22 protein-coding genes and 1 other RNA gene are annotated in these 18,982 nt (G+C 57.1%); 12 read left to right on the top strand and 11 right to left on the bottom strand.

From position 1 onward, the window contains the following. Positions 1-18: 18 nt before the first annotated feature. Positions 19-291 (bottom strand): helix-turn-helix domain-containing protein, encoded by a 273-nt coding sequence (locus ACXAE6_RS06360; RefSeq protein WP_475145877.1) that lies wholly within the window; start codon positions 289-291, stop codon positions 19-21. A 217-nt stretch (positions 292-508) separates the two neighbouring features. On the opposite strand from ACXAE6_RS06360, the gene ACXAE6_RS06355 reads away from it, so the two are divergent. From ACXAE6_RS06355 to ACXAE6_RS06345, 3 genes are all read left to right on the top strand, one after another. Further along, positions 509-1,006 (top strand): helix-turn-helix domain-containing protein, encoded by a 498-nt coding sequence (locus ACXAE6_RS06355; protein WP_475145874.1) that lies wholly within the window; start codon positions 509-511, stop codon positions 1,004-1,006. Positions 1,007-1,099: 93 nt separating this feature from the next. Further along, the gene (gene uvrD / locus ACXAE6_RS06350) at positions 1,100-3,268 is read left to right on the top strand and encodes a DNA helicase II (RefSeq protein ID WP_475151715.1); all 2,169 of its coding nucleotides are present in this window, start codon (positions 1,100-1,102) and stop codon (positions 3,266-3,268) included. Positions 3,269-3,297: 29 nt separating this feature from the next. Beyond that, on the top strand, positions 3,298-3,516 hold the full coding sequence (locus tag ACXAE6_RS06345) for a DUF6500 family protein (protein ID WP_475145872.1): 219 nt from the start codon (positions 3,298-3,300) through the stop codon (positions 3,514-3,516). Between the two features lie 6 nt (positions 3,517-3,522). Here ACXAE6_RS06345 and ACXAE6_RS06340 read toward each other — a convergent pair whose 3' ends face one another. The 4 genes from ACXAE6_RS06340 to ACXAE6_RS06325 are packed head-to-tail and all read right to left on the bottom strand — an operon-like array spanning position 3,523 to position 6,484. Then, positions 3,523-3,984 carry a GNAT family N-acetyltransferase gene (locus ACXAE6_RS06340; RefSeq protein ID WP_475145869.1) on the bottom strand — a complete coding sequence of 154 codons (462 nt, stop codon included), beginning with the start codon at positions 3,982-3,984 and terminating at the stop codon, positions 3,523-3,525. 47 nt (positions 3,985-4,031) lie between these two features. Continuing rightward, positions 4,032-4,466: a GNAT family N-acetyltransferase gene (locus ACXAE6_RS06335; RefSeq protein ID WP_475145866.1), complete on the bottom strand. Its 435-nt coding sequence runs from the start codon at positions 4,464-4,466 to the stop codon at positions 4,032-4,034. Between the two features lie 27 nt (positions 4,467-4,493). Beyond that, positions 4,494-4,988: a GNAT family N-acetyltransferase gene (locus tag ACXAE6_RS06330; RefSeq protein ID WP_475145863.1), complete on the bottom strand. Its 495-nt coding sequence runs from the start codon at positions 4,986-4,988 to the stop codon at positions 4,494-4,496. Next, entirely contained in the window at positions 4,985-6,484 is a 1,500-nt protein-coding gene (locus ACXAE6_RS06325; protein ID WP_475145861.1) for a carboxypeptidase M32, read from the bottom strand. Before ACXAE6_RS06325 ends, ACXAE6_RS06330 begins: the two co-directional genes overlap by 4 nt. Before the next feature lie 258 nt (positions 6,485-6,742). Between ACXAE6_RS06325 and ACXAE6_RS06320 the strand changes: the two genes are divergently transcribed. The 3 genes from ACXAE6_RS06320 to ACXAE6_RS06310 all read left to right on the top strand — a co-directional run bounded on the left by ACXAE6_RS06320 (position 6,743) and on the right by ACXAE6_RS06310 (position 9,592). Then, a complete protein-coding gene (locus ACXAE6_RS06320; RefSeq protein WP_475145859.1) occupies positions 6,743-7,258 on the top strand; it encodes a DNA-deoxyinosine glycosylase in 516 nt (171 codons plus the stop codon). Positions 7,259-7,325: 67 nt separating this feature from the next. After that, positions 7,326-7,796: a putative pterin-binding protein gene (locus ACXAE6_RS06315; protein ID WP_475145857.1), complete on the top strand. Its 471-nt coding sequence runs from the start codon at positions 7,326-7,328 to the stop codon at positions 7,794-7,796. Between the two features lie 5 nt (positions 7,797-7,801). After that, positions 7,802-9,592, top strand: coding sequence for a response regulator (locus ACXAE6_RS06310; protein ID WP_475145855.1), 1,791 nt, complete (start codon positions 7,802-7,804; stop codon positions 9,590-9,592). Here ACXAE6_RS06310 and ACXAE6_RS06305 read toward each other — a convergent pair. Next, a complete protein-coding gene (locus tag ACXAE6_RS06305; protein ID WP_475145853.1) occupies positions 9,555-11,000 on the bottom strand; it encodes a RimK family protein in 1,446 nt (481 codons plus the stop codon). The genes ACXAE6_RS06310 and ACXAE6_RS06305 overlap by 38 nt on opposite strands. A 149-nt stretch (positions 11,001-11,149) precedes the next feature. On the opposite strand from ACXAE6_RS06305, the gene rimI reads away from it, so the two are divergent. The 3 genes from rimI to ACXAE6_RS06290 all read left to right on the top strand — a co-directional run bounded on the left by rimI (position 11,150) and on the right by ACXAE6_RS06290 (position 14,541). After that, on the top strand, positions 11,150-12,241 hold the full coding sequence (rimI, locus tag ACXAE6_RS06300; protein WP_475145851.1) for a ribosomal protein S18-alanine N-acetyltransferase: 1,092 nt from the start codon (positions 11,150-11,152) through the stop codon (positions 12,239-12,241). Positions 12,242-12,334: 93 nt separating this feature from the next. Beyond that, the gene (locus ACXAE6_RS06295) at positions 12,335-13,789 is read left to right on the top strand and encodes an ATP-binding cassette domain-containing protein (RefSeq protein WP_475145848.1); all 1,455 of its coding nucleotides are present in this window, start codon (positions 12,335-12,337) and stop codon (positions 13,787-13,789) included. Next, positions 13,786-14,541, top strand: a complete 756-nt coding sequence (locus ACXAE6_RS06290; protein WP_475145847.1) for a YdcF family protein — start codon at positions 13,786-13,788, stop codon at positions 14,539-14,541. The genes ACXAE6_RS06295 and ACXAE6_RS06290 overlap by 4 nt, the downstream gene beginning before the upstream one ends. On the opposite strand, the gene ACXAE6_RS06285 is transcribed toward ACXAE6_RS06290, so the two are convergent. Further along, a complete protein-coding gene (locus ACXAE6_RS06285) occupies positions 14,535-15,005 on the bottom strand; it encodes an EVE domain-containing protein (RefSeq protein ID WP_475145845.1) in 471 nt (156 codons plus the stop codon). The two genes, ACXAE6_RS06290 and ACXAE6_RS06285, sit on opposite strands and share 7 nt — an antisense overlap. Positions 15,006-15,189: 184 nt before the next feature. Between ACXAE6_RS06285 and ACXAE6_RS06280 the strand changes: the two genes are divergently transcribed. Next, positions 15,190-15,348 carry a hypothetical protein gene (locus ACXAE6_RS06280; protein ID WP_392797403.1) on the top strand — a complete coding sequence of 53 codons (159 nt, stop codon included), beginning with the start codon at positions 15,190-15,192 and terminating at the stop codon, positions 15,346-15,348. 68 nt (positions 15,349-15,416) lie between these two features. On the opposite strand, the gene ACXAE6_RS06275 is transcribed toward ACXAE6_RS06280, so the two are convergent. The 4 genes from ACXAE6_RS06275 to ACXAE6_RS06260 form a co-directional block, all read right to left on the bottom strand. After that, complete coding sequence (locus tag ACXAE6_RS06275) at positions 15,417-16,010, bottom strand: 5-formyltetrahydrofolate cyclo-ligase (RefSeq protein WP_475145843.1); 594 nt, start codon at positions 16,008-16,010, stop codon at positions 15,417-15,419. Positions 16,011-16,049: 39 nt separating this feature from the next. Next, a non-coding RNA gene (gene ssrS, locus ACXAE6_RS06270) (6S RNA) lies at positions 16,050-16,228 on the bottom strand. 82 nt (positions 16,229-16,310) lie between these two features. Continuing rightward, on the bottom strand, positions 16,311-16,640 hold the full coding sequence (locus ACXAE6_RS06265) for a cell division protein ZapA (RefSeq protein ID WP_475145841.1): 330 nt from the start codon (positions 16,638-16,640) through the stop codon (positions 16,311-16,313). After that, positions 16,637-16,846, bottom strand: coding sequence for a TIGR02449 family protein (locus tag ACXAE6_RS06260; protein WP_392797408.1), 210 nt, complete (start codon positions 16,844-16,846; stop codon positions 16,637-16,639). The genes ACXAE6_RS06265 and ACXAE6_RS06260 overlap by 4 nt, the downstream gene beginning before the upstream one ends. Before the next feature lie 157 nt (positions 16,847-17,003). Between ACXAE6_RS06260 and ACXAE6_RS06255 the strand changes: the two genes are divergently transcribed. Then, complete coding sequence (locus ACXAE6_RS06255; RefSeq protein WP_475145839.1) at positions 17,004-17,591, top strand: UPF0149 family protein; 588 nt, start codon at positions 17,004-17,006, stop codon at positions 17,589-17,591. Between the two features lie 20 nt (positions 17,592-17,611). Next, a complete protein-coding gene (gene pepP, locus ACXAE6_RS06250) occupies positions 17,612-18,931 on the top strand; it encodes a Xaa-Pro aminopeptidase (RefSeq protein WP_475145837.1) in 1,320 nt (439 codons plus the stop codon). The last annotated feature ends 51 nt before the right edge of the window (positions 18,932-18,982 follow it).

Here is an 18,982-nt window from a genome sequence, read left to right as displayed (position 1 = left end):
AGGGTCACATTATGCGACCTAGTCTCGGCGCTTGGCGTTGCCAGTGGTATTCTTGTCGGCATAGCGGCTGGGCCAGATCACCTGCGGCGCCACACCTATGGCGTCAGCGATGATGCGTTCCCCCTTGGGCCAGGGCCTGGCCAGGGCATTGGTCAGTGTGCTGGGCGAGGCATAACCATGATGCACTGCCAACCGACGCAGGCTCCAGCCGGCCTTGCGCACTGCGGCTACGATGTCGGCACGATGCCAGTCTTCAAGGCTGGTTTTTTTAGCGTCATTTTGTGTAGTCATAAAACAAAAGCAGTGCGCCATGTTTGTTGCGATATAACCGCATAGTGCACACGTTTGGGTCGACATTCAACTTTTATGGCGCTTTTCAGCAAATAATCGCCATAAATATGACGATTTATAAAAATTCAATTAAATCAATGGATTAAACTAAAAAATGGCACATTCAATTGCACAAGATCACGCTGACCGGGCAACTGATCGAAGCTCAGATGACTTTATGCAGCGTCTGAATGTGGCGATACAACGAGCCGGCGGTGCCACCGCCATGGCGAAGCAGGCGGGCGTCTCCACCTCGGTATTACGTAAGTGGCGCTCTGGTCAGTCCGAGCCAACGCTCCGACATCTGTGTCAACTGGCCAAAGCGGCTCAGCTATCAGTCGGTTGGCTGGCCGCCGGCGAAGGCCGGATGGACAGCCTCGCTGCCTGGCCGACGGTAGCCGAGGCAGCGAGCGCCTATACCCTCAGCGCCGCTGACACCATCGATCATTTGCCCGTTGAGATTTACGCCAAGATGGTGACCCCGCTGCACGATCTGGGCAAAACCCCCGACGAACGCCAGGCCATTTTAACGGCAACGCTGCGCTTACTGGGCGTGCTGAAGATGGCCGGCTCGATCAATATCGACAACCTCGACGAAGCCGACCTGCTGCCCATTATCCAGGTCGCCCTGCTGACCAACGGCGCCCCCGAAGGCAGCCATGACGCCAAGGAATAACGGCGACCCGGCAGTCGTCAATCTGCCATCCCCAGCCCGGCCTTCCTTCTGGTACACTCCATTCCCTGTTTTTTTGTACAGCTATTGATGCCGATGGACCTCAACGCCCTGCTCGACCAACTGAACCCCGAACAACGCCAGGCCGTGGAAAGCGACGCCCAGCATTTATTGGTGCTCGCTGGCGCCGGCAGTGGCAAGACACGAGTGCTGACGCATCGCATCGCCTGGCTGATTGCCGCCGGCCTGGCGTCGCCCTATTCAGTGCTCTCGGTTACCTTCACCAACAAGGCCGCACGCGAGATGCGCGGCCGGGTGGAAGAGTTACTCGAATCGCCCAGTACCGGCTTGTGGCTGGGTACTTTTCACGGTCTGGCGCATCGGTTATTGAAGGCCCACACCGTCGATGCCGGCCTGCCGGAAAACTTCCAGGTAATGGACAGCGACGACCAATTGCGGCTGGTCAAGCGGGTGATGACCGAGCGCGGCATTCCCGACGACCGGGTGCCGCCCAAGCAGGCTCAGGGCTATATCAACCGTCAGAAAGATGAAGGCATTCGCGCGGCGGCTTCCTTCAGCAACGGCGACTGGTTTGGTGAAGCACTGGTGGAAATCTACCGCTTCTACGAAGAACTGTGCGAACGCTCCGGCCTGGTCGATTTTGGCGAACTGTTGCTGCGCGCCCACGAGCTGTGGCTGAACCAACCGCACATCCTGGCGCACTATCAGCAACGCTTCACCCACCTGCTGGTGGACGAATTTCAGGACATCAACACCATTCAATACGCCTGGCTGCGCGTGCTCGCCGGCGACCGGCTGAGCCTGACCATCGTCGGCGACGACGACCAGTCCATTTACGGCTGGCGCGGCGCCAAGGTGGAAACCATCCAAACCTTCGAACACGACTTCCCCGGCACCCACATCGTGCGCCTGGAACAGAACTACCGTTCCACCTCAACCATCCTCGACGCCGCTAACGCGGTCATCGCCCGTAACCCAGCGCGACTGGGCAAAAACCTCTGGACCGAAGGCGACAAAGGCGACCCGATTCGTCTGTACGCCGCCTTCAACGAACAGGACGAAGCGCGCTATGTGGCCGACGAAATCAGCCGGCTGATCGACGGCGGCACCTCCGCCTCCGACATCGCCATGTTGTATCGCTCCAACGCCCAGAGCCGGGTGCTGGAAGAAGCGCTGATCCACAGCCAGATTCCCTACCGCATTTACGGCGGCCAGCGTTTCTACGAACGCCAGGAAATTCGCAACAGCGTCGCCTACCTGCGACTGGTATTAAACCGTCAGGACGACGCCGCCTTTGAACGCGTCAACAACGTACCAACGCGCGGCATTGGCGGCAAAACGGTGGAAGCCATTCGCACCATCGCCCGCGATCAGGGCTGTTCACTGTGGGAAGCCAGCGCCAACGCCGTCGAAAACAAAGCCATTCCTGCGCGTGCGGCCAATGCGCTGGCCGACTTCATGCTGTTGATCGCCGACCTCGAAGCCCTGGTCAGCGAGCAGGAAGAACTGGGCAAGATGGTCGAAAAAATCAACGACGCCTCCGGATTGATCGAACACTACGAGCAAAAAGAAAAAGGCGAAAAAGCCCGCGCCCGCATCGAAAACCTCCAGGAACTGGTCACTGCCGCCCAGAGTTTTGCCGGCGACGACGAGGCCGAAACGCCAATACAATTACTGGCGCAATTCCTCGGCGAAGCCTCACTCGATGCCGGCGACCGCCAGGCCGACGAATTTGAAGACAGCGTGAACTTAATGACGCTGCACTCGGCCAAGGGGCTGGAATTCGAACAGGTCTTTCTGGTCGGTATGGAAGAAGGTTTGTTCCCGCACAAGATGTCGATGGACGACGCCAGTGGTTTGCAGGAAGAACGTCGTCTGGCCTATGTCGGCATCACCCGTGCCCGCAAAAACCTGACGCTGACCTACGCCGAAAGCCGCCGCCTCTATGGCTCGGAACAATTCAATTCGGTATCGCGTTTTATCAAAGAAATCCCTGCTGAACTGATGAACGAAGTGCGGCTGCGCTCGAGCGTCTCGCGACCGGTCAGTTTCGGTTTACAGGAAGACATGGCGATGGACGCCGGTGGCTTCAGCTTAGGCCAGCGCGTGCTGCATCCGATGTTTGGTGAAGGCACCTTAATCAATGCCGAAGGTGGTGGTGCCCAGGCGCGTGTGCAGGTGGCGTTCGATGACGGCAGTGAGCGTTGGTTGATGATGCAGTATGCGAAGTTGGAAGCGATTTGATGAGAATCTTAGGCGCGGGAACGCACTGAATGCGGGCGTCACTTCGCGAAAAAATCATCCAGGTTTGCGATCAAAAAATTGCTGCCAAAGGCGACAAGGTTGGCCTGTCATTTTATGCGTTCTTTGCCAACAAAAATGATGATCCTGAATTACTGATGGAAGCGGCCACCTGGTGGATTCAAACGCATCAGCTGGATCATTTTGAGAAAGCGGTTAAAGTTAAAACAATGGTATTAACCGGCGACTAAACCAACCTACTGTTGATCTTCAGTGCGCAGCAACAAAATCTCATCGCCGTTTTCCAGGCTCTCGCCGTTCGGCTGCCAACCCAATTTGCGATAAATCCCATGCGCCCGGACCTTAGAGTTGCTGTCTGCGGCCAACCAAAGGGTACTGAATCCATTCTGCTTAAGCTCGGCCACGACATGGCTCAACAACCGCCGACCAATTCCCTGACCTTCAAATTCTGGCAGTAGGGCCAACACCAGCACTTCGCCGGTGTTCATATCGCCACTGCAAAAACCAACGATGTCATCTCCAGACGCCGCTACCCAACTACACCATTGCCCCAGCTCTATAGACCGACGCGTCGATGCTGGCGTAATGCCTATTTCAGCCAAGCGATCTAATGGAATTGGATTATCGCGGGTTTGAGCACGGACCACAAAAAGCTGGTCCACGTCAGCAGGTTGAGTGTTTCGGTATTGCAAACGCATAGGAAGACGCCTTCTTTATCAGCGCGGCGAGAAAACTGGGCTCATATTTAAGGGCTTAGATTTTTTATAAAGCGCAGATTATCTGCCTGGTACCCCAACGTTTGGTAAAACCAATGAGTCTCAGAACGCTCCAGCCCACTGGTGACTTCAAATTTCACACACTGCTGACTGATAAAAAAGCTTTCCGCTTCAGCAACCAATCGTCGTCCAATGCCATTGTTTCTGACGCTCTGCTCGACCAGCAGGCTGGTAATACGACCACTGCTGCCAGGTTGATGGAACAGCGGTGTTAGATGGCAGGAAATAAAGCCGGCCAGGTTGTCATCGAGTTCTGCAACAAAGACCGTATCACTATGACTTTTCGAAAAGTCAGCAATTTTATCGGCTAACTTGGCTGGCGCGATGGTATAACCCAGTTGCTGCATTAACTCAGCGAGTCGCTCAGCATCGGCAAGCCTAGCTTCACGAATCACCACTGACATTAATGCGACCTCCTTTAGTCATTCGCCTCAGTCTTCCAGACTCAACTGCATTTCCATCAGCGTGGAGGTAAAGCCCAGCTTTTCATAAGCCCGTATGGCCGACGCATTTTGCGAGTAAACATCCAGATAAAAATTGCTGACGCCCTGAGCTTTGCCCCAGTCGATCAGTCGTTGCATGATCTGTTTATTCAAACCCTGACCGCGATAGCTTTCGGCGACAAACATAAAACCCAGGTAACCATGACGATCATGATTCAGCGCTGCTTTTGAGCGTCTAATTTGCGCATAGCCGGATGCAATGATTTCGCCCGACACTTCGCCCACCAGCAGATGGGTGTCTGCATCGTCGATCAAGTGATCAAGATCGTAATAATAAGCGCCGCTGGTTTTTAACGACGCATTAAAAGGTCGCTCTGCGGATATCAGCGCCTGCTCCAACGCAAGCAAGGCGGCTTTATCGGTTAGCTGCGCTTCACGCAAGCTGATTTTGGCTTGGCTGAACTGCCCGGCTGCTTTATTCAAGCCAGATACCTCGCTTTCAGATGATCCAGAAAATAACTTGAATTCAGGGTTTCACCGCTGGCATGTTTCAGCAGGTCGTCGTAATTAAAAAAGCGACCCTGTGACCAAACCTTGCCACTCAACCAGTTAAAAATCGGCTGCAGTTGCCAGTTGCCGATGCCATCGGCCGCGCCGGGTACTTGTTTGATCAATGCCTGATGCAACTGGGCCGCGTTCATGGCGCCCAGGGTGTAGGACGGGAAATAACCGACCGCGCCCATGGTCCAGTGGATGTCCTGCATCGGGCCATCTTTGTAATTACCGCGCGTATCCAGACCGAGGTATTTTTCCATCGCGATGTTCCAGCGTTCGGGAATATCGCTTACGTCAGCGCGGCCAAGGATGATGTCGCGTTCCAGTTCGTAACGCAGAATCACATGCAACGGGTAGGTCACCTCGTCGGCGTTAACGCGAATCAGGCCCGGTTTAACCTGAGTGTAGAGCGCACGAAGATTATTAGGCTCGAACGCTGGATCCTTGCCGAGGTGTTTATTCAACAGCGGCGCCAGCGCTTCGATAAAAGGCTGCGATCGTCCCAGTTGCATTTCAAAAAACAGACTCTGACTTTCGTGCACGCCCATGCCCATCGCCTGACCCACCGGCTGGCTGAGCCAGTCTTTAGGGCGACCCATTTCATAGCGGGCGTGACCGGTTTCATGGATCACACCCATCAGCCCTTCAATGACATTGTTTTCGTCGTAGCGGGTGGTGATGCGGGCATCTTCCGGCACGCCACCGCTGAACGGATGGGCGGTCTGGTCGAGGCGGCCAGCGTTGAAATCGAAGCCGAGTTTGCCCATTAACTCGCGCGCCAGGGCATCCTGTTTGTCGATAGCGAACGGGCCGGCCGGCAGCGTTGGTTGCGGCTGACTGTTCTGGCGATCGAGGATGTCTTGCAGCAGGCCCGGCAGCGTCGCTTTGAGTTCATCAAATACCGGGTCGATGCGCGCCATGCGGGTGCCCGGGTCGTACAGGTCGATCAGGGCGTCATAGTCGTTGGCGTAGCCGCGTTCGTTCGCAAGGGCTGTATTTAATGCCTGAGCGGATTCTTTGGCCAGGTCGAAAACGCTTTGCAGTAAAGGTTCGAAATCGGTCCAGTTATTTTCCGGACGCAGAGTGCGCCAGGCGTGTTCGCATGCGTTGCTGGCCAGAGCCTGAGCTTCGACCAGCTCTTTCGGTATCGCCAACGCCTGTTTCCACTGCACCGTCATTTCGCGCAGGTTAGCGCGTTGCCATTCGCTTAAATCCGCTTCATTTTCGGCCGCGCTAAAGGCATCGGCGAGCGTTGGATCCTGCAGGATTTCCGCACTCAACACGCTTAATTCGGCCATGGCTTTACCACGTGCCGAGTTTCCTCCGGGCGGCATCATCACCGCCTGATCCCAACCCAGCATGGCCTGGGCGTGCTCCAGCTGAGCAAGACGATGGAAGGTTTTTTGGAGGGTGGTGTAGGACATGGTGGCGGACCGGTTGCAATGGAGTCGTCAGTTTAACAAGAGGTGGGGGGTAGCGGGAGACGGCAGACGCTAAGTTCAAAACCAGCACCTGCCAATCGCGCCCCGGTTCCGCTAACCTGCGTCTTCCGTCCGGGCGGCGTTCCGCTCCCGTTCAGCGTCTCCCGAAACAACAGATCGAAACCCCTGACCCACTGCCAATCGTACCTTGCTTCCGCTAACCTGCGTCTTCCGTCTCCCGTCCAGCGTCTCCCGAAAAAAATGCCCACCATCCAAAGCTTCGCACCCATCGAGCCAAACCAGGCCAAAATTCTCGTCCTCGGCTCCATGCCGGGTAAGGCCTCGCTGCGGGCGCAACAGTATTACGCCCATCCGCGCAACGCGTTTTGGCCGATATGGGCCCGGCTGTTGGGTTTCGATGCCGATTTGCCGTACCAGCAGAAAGTCGCCCAGTTAAAAGCCGGTGGTGTGGGTGTCTGGGATGTCCTGGCGGCCTGTACCCGCACGTCCAGCCTGGATTCGGACATAGTGGAATCGTCCATTGTGCCCAACGATTTCGCCCGTTGGTTCGAACGACAGCCGCAAACCCAGGCCGTTTTCTGCAACGGTGCCAAGGCGTTCGACAGCTATCGCAAGTACGTTATTCCGACATTGCCCACGGATTACGCGGCCTTGCCGGTGATCCGGCTGGCGTCGACCAGTCCGGCTCACGCCAGCCTGACACTGGATAAGAAATTTGTGGACTGGTCGGTAGTAAATAATTATTTGTTCGGCTAATTGGCCCTGGCGACGCATTCCTTTATTGTAAGCGTTTGTTTCAGACCCCGGGCCCACGGATATGCGCTTGGAAAGGATTTTTCGACCCCTGCTTCACCTGGGAATAGGTGCTTTTCTCTTCGCCGGCCAGGCTTCTGCCTACGATCTGGTGGTCAGCAGTCACACCAGCAGTGTGCGCTACACTCAGGCTGAGCTGCTGGCGCTCGAAACCACGACACTCGAAACCACGACCCCCTGGACTGACGGCATACAGCGGTTCGAAGGTGCCCGCCTGGAAACTGTGCTCAAAAACGCCGATGTTGACGCCGAACACTTGCTGGCCAGCGCACTGAACGGTTACTCCGTCGTCATTTCAGTTGCTACGGCCATCAATGAAGGCGCTTTTATTGCCGTTCAGGTCGATGGCGAACCGATGCGCGTGCGCGATAAAGGTCCGTTCTGGCTGGTGTTTCCCTGGGCCGAGCGACCGGAGCTGCTCAATCGTGAAGTGCGTTCCTGGTCCATCTGGCAATTGCAACGCCTGGAACCGGTGGAGTAGCCCGCATGATGAAACGCTACGGATTTGTCGTGCTCTGGGCGCTTGCCTTTCTGGTCTTGCTGGTCTGGCTGTGCGCTCTGGTGGTGAAGATCTCTAACGAGATCGACCGTTTTGATGAGCAACTGCGCGATGAAAGACCCTGGCATATTTCCCGCCTGCAGGTGGAAATGGAACGCATGAGCGGCTCACTCGATCTGTATCTGGTCGCACCGACCGAAGCACATCGTCAACGCGCTTTATTGCATACGGAAATTTTCTGGAGCCGCGCCGCTTTGCTGACCGAAGGCTCCACCGGCGACTACACCCACAGCGTTGACCCCGAGCTCTACCAAAAAGTATCGAACATTATTGCTTTCCTCGAAGCGCATCAGACTGAGGTCTATCGGATGTCATCGACCGACGCTCAGATGCTGGCCGATGAACTAACCAATTGGGGCGAAGCCTTTCAGTTCAGTTTCTTCCGCCTCTACGAAAATGGTTATATTCAGGCGGTGCAGCGCAGTGAGCTGGTCCAGGCCACTTACTATCGCATCCGCGATGTGCTGATTTTGCTTGGCACGCTTGGCACTCTGGCCATGCTCGCCATGCTGATTGCCTTACTGCGTACGCGTCGTTTACGCCTTAACGCTGAACATTCGCGCCAGGCGCAAGCGAATTTTCTGGCCCGGATGAGCCATGAAATCCGCACCCCGCTGAACGGCATCATCGGCACCATCCAGTTAATGGAACAGGCGCAGGACCAGGCCGAATACGACAACCTGATCGATACCCTGCACCAATCATCGGATGCCTTGCTGGCACAGATTAATGACGTCCTGGATTACAGCCGACTGGAGTCAGGTCAGCATCAGGTCGATATCGCACGCTTCGATTTAATCGAACTGGTGACGCATTCAATCGCCGTCTTTATGGCTCAGGCCCAAACCCGAAATCTGGCGTTGAGTTTTCAACATGCTCAGCCAGACAGCCTTTGGGTGCGCGGTGATGACGCCAAAATCCGCCAGATTCTGCTCAACCTGATCGGCAACGCCATCAAGTTTACCGACAACGGTTGCATCCAGGTGCGGCTCACCGTCGAAGATAAGGGTGACGATCAACTCTGGGTCAGACTGGCGGTACGCGACAGCGGTATTGGAATCGCTGCGGATCAACGCGAGCGCCTGTTCCAGCCGTTCAATCAGGCCAACGGACCGGAACAGCGCCATGCAGGCGGCACGGGCCTGGGCCTGGCCATCAGCCGGCAACTGGCGGAATTGATGGGCGGTGGGATGGCGCTGGAAAGCCAGCTGGGTCGAGGCAGTGAATTCACGCTGAGCCTTCCTTTGCAGCGGGCACCGGCAACGGTCAAAGCCGTGGCCCCACCAAAAGCCATTGAGCCGACCAACCAGCCGTTGACTGGTCGTGTGCTGATTGCCGAAGACAACGCCATTAACCAGGTGATCGCCCGGCGCATGCTGGAAAAACTCGGCGCCGAAGCGGACATCGCCCACAACGGTCGTCAGGCCCTTGAGATGGCGCAACAGCAGCATTACGACCTGATCTTAATGGACGTCCAAATGCCGGAAATGGATGGACTGGAAGTGGCACGACAGTTACAGCACGACGGCCTTGAGATCCCCATTATTGCTCTCACCGCCAACGCCACTCTGGATTCGCGCCAGGAGTGTCTGCGCGCCGGCATGGTCGATTTTCTGTCCAAACCTTACCGGCTGCGCAATCTGGAGACGGTGGTGTCACCTTACTTGAGTGGTCGCCCGATCAACGCCGATCGAGCCGTTGACGAAACGTCTCCATGATGGCGTCGTACAGACCATCACCGGCCCAGGCATCTTCCACACCACTGTCGATGGACGGGTTGTCGTTCACTTCGATGATATAAACGTCATCGCCTTTTTGCTTTAAATCCACACCGTACAAACCGTCACCAAAAGCGCTGGCGACATCGAGCGCCGCTTTAATCACCGCGCGCGGCGCTTCGTGCGTGGGCACGGTTTCAAAACCACCGCTTTGCTGGCTGGGTTTGGCGGCGTGGTTATAAATCTGCCAATGTCCTTTGGCCATAAAATAACGACAGGCATAGATGGCGCGGCCACCGAGCACACCAATGCGCCAATCATAATCGGTCGGCACATAAGCCTGAGCCAGAATGATGGCGCTTTGCGACAGCAAGTCCGCCGCCGTTTGTTTCAGGCCGTCGGCGTCATTCACCTTGATCACGCCGCGGGAAAAGGCACCGTCGGGAATCTTCAATACCATCGGATAACCGAGATCCGCTTCCAGCTCACCCAACACCGTGCTGCTTACCTGGCTGATGGCACGACTGGCTGGCGCCGGCAGCCGGCGGTTGTGAATCAAATCCGACAGATAAATTTTATTGGTACAGCGCAGAATCGAATCCGGATCGTCCATCACCACCATGCCTTCGTGCGCCGCCTTGCGCGAAAAGCGATAGGTGTGGTGATTCACATTGGTGGTTTCGCGAATAAACAAGGCGTCGTATTCGGCCAGACGAAAATAGTCGCTGGGCTGAATAAAATCGACATCCATGCCCTGACGTTTGGCCGCGCGCTCGAATTTGCGCAGCGCCGCCTTATCACTCGGTGGCAGCGCTTCGTCTTTGTTAACCAGGATGGCCATATCGTAACGGTAGTTGCGCTTGGCGCGTGGCGCGCGCCAGATTTTTTTGGAAAAGCGTTCCAGACTCTCGGCAAAAAAACCTTCTTCATCTTCGCCCAGTTTATTCAGACCGACGGCGCGCACCGATGCCAATTGCCAATCGGTCTTCTTGTGAAAGCGCACTTCCAGAATGGGCACTGAAAAACGCTCGAACAACTGTCGCGATACATCAGCGAGGTCGCTCTGCTGAGTTTCCCCAAAGTAGATGCGCCAGCTGTGTTTGCTGGCGGTGCCGGCGACCTTGTCCAGCGCCTTATTAATCGATTGATCGAACACCCCGTAAATGGCCGGTTGCGACAGGTCGGTCAGTGCCTTTACCGAGGGAATGACTTTGTGGCCGCGCGCTTCCGCCAACAGCGAGACGTAGTAACCGCGGCTCATGTATTTGTAGGACCGGCACAGATTAATCACCCGCTGCGGTTCCAGGTCGGCGCCATCCAGATACGCCTGAGCAGAGCGCAGGTCTTCAGTCGGGTGGTAGGCTTTCCAGTCGGCTGTCTGGTCGACGATGATGCTCAGTCGCGTCACGCGAAAAATCCTTTGTGTGAGACCCGAAACGGGCGACTATAGTGTTATCACTTTGGTGCAAAATACAATGTTCTGCCAGGGTGAATTTTCTGCGGTCACCGTCTGATCCCCAACGCCATTTTTCACCCTTACCCGATTGAGAATCTGCCATGCAATTCAGGCCAGCCACTGCGGCCGATCTGGACGCCCTGATCCAGCTGGAACGCGACTGCTTCGACAGCGATCGCATCAGCCCAAGGTCCATGCGTCGCTTTTTGAAACGCAACTCCCCGATCTTCCGCCTGGCCGAGCAAGACGGCGAAATTCTCGGTTATGGTTTGCTGCTGTGTCACAAAGGCACCAGCCTGGCGCGGCTCTATTCGCTGGCGGTTTCGCCGCGCGCCCAAGGACAGGGCCTGGGACGGCAATTAATGGCGCAATTGGAGCAGGCGGCCGAAACGGCGGAGCGACGCTTTATTCGGCTAGAAGTGCGCACCGACAATGCGGCAGCCATTCATCTATACCAGAGCCAGGGTTACAAAATTATCGGCAAGCGCGCCGGCTATTACGAAGACGGCGGCGATGCGCTGCGGCTGGAAAAACGCCTGCATCCGGCGCATCCGCAACCGGAAAACCTACCGTTTTTCAGCCAGACAACGCCCTTCACCTGCGGTCCAGCGGCTTTGATGATGGCGCTGCATCATCAGGACAAACAACGACCGCTGAATCGCGACGAAGAAGTACAGCTGTGGCGCGAAGCCACCACCGTCTATATGACCACCGGCCTGGGCGGCACCTCGCCTTTTGGTCTGGCGGCGGCAGCGGCGCGGCGGGGTTTCGAAGCGGCGGTCTGGGCGAGCCATCTGGACGTGCCGTTTTTGGCCTCAGTGCGCTCCGACCATAAACGCGACTTAATGACGCTGGTGCACCAGTCGTTTATTGAAGCTTGTAGAGAATTAAAGGTCGAACTGGCCGAGCAAGAACTGACGTTGGCCGACATCCGCCGCCTGCTTGATGACGGCTGGGCACTGCTGGTGCTGATCAGCACCTGGCGACTGAACCGCAACAAGGCGCCGCACTGGGTCTGGCTAGTCAGTATGGATGACGATCACGCTTACCTGAACGACCCGGACACCGACGAAGAGTACGACCGCCGTGATCTGGATAACCTGTTTATGCCGGTACGGCTGGATGAACTGGATGCCCTGACCCGCTATGGCCAGCAACGTTACCGCGCCAGCGTCATGGTTCGGCGGCGTTAAGCGCAACGCCTTCTTGGCAAAACCGCCGTTGATCCGTTGTCGCGGCGCGCTTAACGTGCGTTGAATCCTATTGTCGAGTTATCAGGTAACGCCATGCAGTTTGAGCAGTTGGAAGTTCACCCGCGTCACGGCCCGAGTCTGTATCTGGATCAGTGGCAGCTGGTGCCGCCACAAAGCTGGGTGATTCTTGGCGGAAACGGCAGCGGTAAAAGCGCTCTGGCGCGCTTGCTGTGCCACGATCTGCCCATCGCCAAAGGTGCGTTGCACGACCGACCCGCCCAGGTGCACTGGCTGTCGCTGGAAAGCCAGCAGGCGCTGTACGAGCGCGAACTGTACCGCGATGAAACCGACTTTAGCGACCATCTCGATCCGGGTACGTCGGTGCGCGAATTACTCGAAGAAATCCGCCCGTGGAGCGATGAGCACGAGCGTCTGGTTCATTTACTGACACTCACGCCCTTACTCGAACGCGGCTATCGGCTGCTCAGCAGCGGCGAAGGCCGCAAAGTCATGCTGGCGCGGGCGGTGCTCGACGCGCCCGATCTGCTGCTGCTCGACGAGCCTTTCGAAGGATTGGATCGTCAGGCGCGGCTCGATTTGATTGCCGTGCTGGGCGATCTCGCCGCGAACGGTCAATGGCTGATGATGTTGATCGGCCAGCGTCAGGATGTACCGCCCTGGGCCAGCCATCTGGCGCTGCTCGATCGCGGCCGACTGGTGTTACAGGGCGAGGCGCAGAGTGTACTGAATCATCCGGACTGGACGGCTGCGCTGGATCTGTCCGCACGCCAATCCATCGACCTGCCCGAGCGCCAGTCCGAATTCCAATTAGCCGACTGGCCGGCCGACAAGCCTTTGGTGGAACTGCATAACGGTCGCGTCGAATACAGCACTGGGACGCAATTCGAAGGCCTCAACTGGCAACTGCGCCCGGGCGAACACACCCAGATTCACGGCCCCAATGGTTGCGGTAAATCAACGCTGCTTAACCTGATCAGCGGCGATCACCCGCAGTGCTACGCCAACGACCTGACCGTCTTTGGTTACCGGCGCGGCCGGGGCGAAAGCATCTGGGATATCAAGAAGCATTTGGGTCTGGTGTCCGGTCATCTGCATCGCGATTATCGCGTCGCCGGCAATGCGCTCACCGCCGTTGTTTCAGGTTTAACCGATTCGATTGGTGTCTATCGCGATACCGGTGCGCACGAAGCCCAGTTGGCGCGCCAGTGGCTCGACTTACTCGGCCTTGCCGACAAAGCCGGTGAAGCCTTTAAACGCTTATCAACCGGCGAACAACGGCTGGTGCTGATCGCCCGGGCGCTGATCAAACAACCGCCGCTGTTGATTCTGGACGAGCCAACTCAAGGCCTCGATGACGTAAACCGCTTTCGGGTGCTGGCTGCAGTGGAGCGTATTCTCGATGCCGGTCCGACGACCTTGCTGTTCGTCAGTCACCGCGACGATGAACAGCCGGCACTGATCCAACGTCATCTGCGTTTCAGCGCCAGCACGGATGAATCAGCCTTATTTCAGGTTGCCATCGAATGACCCTGCGTTACCTGCTGAAGTTTTTAGTCTTGCCGCCACTGGCCCAGTTATTGGGTTTATTGTTGGCAGCTTTGCTGTGGCGCCGTCTGCCCAGGCTGGCGCGCGCCCTGGCGATTGTTTCGGCACTCAGTCTGTGGTTATTGGCAACACCGCGCATCAGCGAATGGTTGGTCGCCGGCCTGGAACAGCAGTATCCACTGCTGACGCCGACCGAACTGGCAGCGAGCGAGGCTCAGGCAATCGTCGTGATTTCCGCCGGGCTCGACCCGACTGGCACCGAATTTGGTCGTCCCAGCGCCAGTGAACACACCTTAGTGCGGCTGCGTTATGCCGCCTTTGCGCAACGCCAGACGGGACTGCCGCTGCTGGTCTCCGGCGGTCGTGTGCTGACGCGCAGTAACCTGACGCTGGCGGAAATCATGGCGACAGAATTGGTGACCCAATTTCGGGTGCCGGTGCGCTGGCTGGAAGGTCGCAGTCGCAACACCGAGGAAAACGCGCAATTTTCGGCCAGCCTGCTTAACCGTGCCGGAGTACAGCGCGTATTGTTGATTACCGAAGCCTTTCATATGCCCAGAGCCGTGATGGCGTTCCAAAACGCCGGTCTGGAGGTCATCGCCGCACCAACCGCGCCACTGGGCACCAGTGAATCCGCCATTCTCGCCTGGGTACCCAATGCGTCTGCTCTGAAAAACAGCAATCTGGCGCTGCACGAATACTTGGGCTGGCTGGTATATCGCCTGGGTTATTGAGCCGATAATTGAGCCGACAATCGCGCCAACACCGTCCACTGCTCATCGCTGACCGGGCTCACCGATAAACGCGACTGACGCAACAAAGCCATCTTCGCCAATTCCGGCGTCTGTTTGATCTGCTTTAGCGGCACCGGCTGCGGCCAGCGCTTGCGGAAGGCCAGCTTGACCACCGTCCAGCGTGGGTTATCGGCGCTGCTTTTAGGATCGAAATAACGCGATTCAGGATTCAGCGCATCCGGGTCCGGGTAGGGCTCACTGATCACCTCGGCTTCACCGACGACCGCCGGTTCTGCGCAGGCCGAATGATAGATCAGCACCCGGTCGCCCGGCACCATGGCACGCAGGTGATTACGCGCCTGATAGTTGCGAATGCCATTCCAGGGTTCACCGGCGTCACCGCAAGCAGCCAGATCATCCAGTGAAAACTCATCCGGTTCGGTTTTTGCCAACCAGTTCGCCATTTGATTCTCCTCTGTGCCGTGGTTTCATTTTTGTATTTGCTTTTTCGACGTTCTGTGCCAAATTGATCGACCGGCGTGAAAATATCTGCATTTAGCAGCATTTAACGTCAATTATATGGCTTTTCAACTCAACAGTGATCCGGGAATTGTGCAAACGCCAAAATTCCGGCAGGGAAGTACGCTTATGAAACGTAAAAAGCCCGATATTCTGATTGCTCTGGCCTTTATGCTCGGCCTGGGTGTGACGCTGTCCAGCCTGAGTCAAGGCGATGATGATGCGCGCAAGTCCGGCTATAACGCCAAGGCTTCGGGTGTCATGGTCAACAGCAACACATCCTACTGACATTCAGGATTCAGACGAACTGGTAACCCAGGATCCAGGGATGGATCACAGCCGACACTGTGATTGATTCAACTATTGTGATTCAAAACCTGTTGATCAGTCACCACAGCGGCTAGTGGAATATCCCAACTCTCCAGCGGTATGCGGTCGACCTGCTGGCACTGATGTGCCACCCCGATCAAACGCGGCTGCCGCGGCCAGCGCGCACGCGCAGCAAAGGTGCGGTCATAAAAACCACCGCCCATGCCCAGACGCCCACCTTCAGCATCGAACCCCACCAGCGGTAACAACACCCAATCCAACGCCCAGGGCGGTTGGCGCCGGCCGGATGTTGGCTCGGGAATGCCAAAACGATTGGCGAGCATGGCACTGTTCGTCCGCCAGGGACGAAACCACAGCGCAATCTTGCGCGGCTGCAACACCGGCAGATAAACCTTCTTGCCATGACGCTGCAGGCGGCGCATCAAAGCATGCAGATCGATTTCGCCATCGGTCGCCCAATAAAGCGCTACCGACCGCACTCGGCTGTAACCGGGCAGACGCACCAGCTGGCGGGTTAAGCGCTCGGCGGCAAGCCGTTGTTGATAGGAAGAGAGTGCGCGCCTGCGGGCACGTAATTGGCGACGCAATTGTTGTTTGAGTTGCGCGGTGGCGGATGTCATTGAGCCCCCGACTCAGCCCCAACAAACAAAAAAGGAAGGAAATGCCCCAGACTACCGCTGCCGTGGGAGACCTTGAACCGTGAAGTCCAAGGCGGCGTTCCACGTATCGAATTAGGCTTTCCGACAAGCGGACATGCTCACATCGAAAACTCAGGAACACCTGTATTCAAAGTATCGGCTCGAGGACTGTGCACGACTGGCGCATAGCCCAGGGACAACTCCAATTATAATGAAAATCCCTGTAATGACAGTCTTGACAGCGCGCTTTTCGACAGCTGTATAGCGACTTTACTTGCGCCTTCAGGCGTCGCCGTCACTGTCCAGATCCAGGGACATCGACTGCGCCTGGGCTGGCAGCACTTCATCCAGGCGACGCACCAATTTTTCGGTAATGATTTGTTCTTCGCGATTATCGCCCGGTTCACGATCGAGTAATTCGCGGGTCAGGTTCAAGGCGGCCATCACCGCAATGCGTTCGATGCCAAACACCTTGCCGGTGGTGCGAATTTCTTTCATTTTACGATCCAGCGACGCAGCAGCCTGCTCCAGCTTGGCTTCCTGACCTTGGGGGCAGGCGACGCGGTATTCGCGCTCTAAGATGGTGACGGTCAGGGTATTGGGTTGGCTCATCCAGATTGCTCCATCGTCTTCAGCCGTTCGATCATCGCCTCGACGCGATCGCGAGCCAGTTCATTCTGCTTCACCAGCTTGGCGCGCTCACCCTGCCAGGCGGCACGTTCGGCTTTGAGCAGACGATTTTCCTGTTCTAATTGCTGATACAGCTCGATCAGCGTTTCAACCTTGTACTCAAGCTGCTTCAGAGTGGGTTCGGACATAACACCGCTGGCCTGCGAAGAAAGGGTTGGAAGACCGCCGAACTATATAGACTGGCTCAAAGAGCGGTCAACGACTGCGGTCACAGTGCCAACAATGGTAGCATTTTGCCGATCAAACCCCACCTAGGCAGTCGCAAAAGACGCCCGCGGAGAATGCATGTCCGAATCGAACCAAGATGTCCCCCAGATGCGCCACCAGGATCTGGCCAAATTTTTTCAACTGCTCGGCTCCGGCCAGAGCCCGACCACGCTGCACGCCTCGCTGACCGGCGTCTTCGCCGCTGGCCATCGCATGGAGAGCGCCGACTGGGTCAGCTGGGCGAGCGATATGATCGGCCCCAGTGAAACCCTCACCACCGATCACCAGGCCATTCTCAAGGCACTCTACAGCACCACCCTCAATGCCCTGGAAGACAGCAACATGAGTTTTCGGCCGTTGCTGCCAGCCGATGACAGCCCGCTGAGCGATCGACTGGAAGCGCTGAGCGACTGGTGCGGTTCTTTTCTCGGCGCCTTTGGCACCGTCGGTGTGGTCGCTGAGGATAAAAAAATGCCGACTGAAATCGAAGAGATCCTCGAAGACCTTTCGGCCATCGCTCAGGTCGAAACCGACCAGGACGGCGACGCCCAGGCGGAAGAAGATTTCACCGCCATCAGCGAGCACGTGCGTATGGGCGTACTCAATCTGTTTCTCGAATACAACCGGCCGGCGGCGGATGGCAAATCCGAACCGACCGTTCATTGAACGGCTCTGGAGACACCTTAATGACACGCATCAGCCGAACCGAATTCGCCGAGCGTCGCCAACAGCTTATGGAGCAACTGGCACCGGGCAGCATCGCCATCATTCCTGGCGCCAGCGAAACCATCCGCAACAACGACGTGCATCATCCGTTTCGCCAGAACAGCGACTTTATGTACCTGACCGGCTTTGCCGAACCGGACGCCGTGGCCGTGCTCGTGCCTGGCCGCGAAGCCGCGCAATACATCTTATTTGTGCGCGATAAAGACCCGGAGCGGGAAATCTGGGACGGCTATCGTGCCGGTCCGGAAGGCGCCGTCGCCGACTACGATGCCGACGACGCCTTTCCCATCGATGACATCGACGACATCCTGCCGGGCCTGATGGAAGGCCGCACCCGCGTCTATTCGCACATGGGCGTCGATGCCGGCTTCGATCATCAGCTGATGGCCTGGGTGAATCAGATTCGTGCCCGGGTTCGTATGGGTGCTCAGCCGCCGGACGATTTTTCCGACATCGCTCACCTGCTGCACGACCAGCGCCTGGTTAAATCCGAGCAGGAAATCGCCATCATGCGCGAAGCCGCTCAGCTCAGTGCCCGCGCCCACAAACGCGCCATGCAAGCCTGCCAGCCGGGCGTGATGGAATACCAGTTGCAGGCCGAAATCGAACACGAATGCATGCGCGGCGGCAGCCCCTGGCCAGCCTATCCGGCCATTGTCGGCGCGGGCGATCACGCCTGCGTGCTGCACTACATCGAAAACTCAGCGGTCATCAAAGACGGCGATCTGGTGTTGATCGATGCCGGCGGCGAACTGGAATACTACGCCTCCGACATCACCCGGACCTTCCCTGCCAACGGCCGCTTCAGCGCAGAGCAACGCACGCTCTACGATCTGGTGTTGCGCGCCCAATTGGCTTCTATCGAGGCCGTCAAACCCGGCGCCACCTGGATTCAACCGCACGACACCACCGTGCGCGTGCTGACCGAAGGTCTGGTGGAACTGGGTCTGCTCGAAGGCGACGTCGATACGCTGATTGAACACAACGCCATCAAACCCTTCTACATGCACAAAACCGGTCACTGGCTGGGCATGGATGTGCACGACGTCGGCGATTACAAAGTCGGCGGTGAATGGCGGGTACTGGAACCGGGCATGGTGCTGACCATTGAACCGGGCCTGTACATCTCGCCACACAATACTGACGTTGATGAAAAGTGGCGCGGTATCGGCATTCGTATCGAAGACGATGTCGTGGTCACCCGCACCGGCTGCGAGATTCTCAGCGCCGATGTGCCCAAAGACCCGGGCGAGATCGAAGCCTTAATGGCCGCCCACTAAGCTCATCTCTATAGCGGGTACCGCCCGGTGCCCGCTGTCTTTATTTTGCAT

The organism is Saccharospirillum sp. ABV4_185 (genome assembly GCF_056159245.1).
This window is presented reverse-complemented; position numbering and strand designations above follow the sequence as displayed.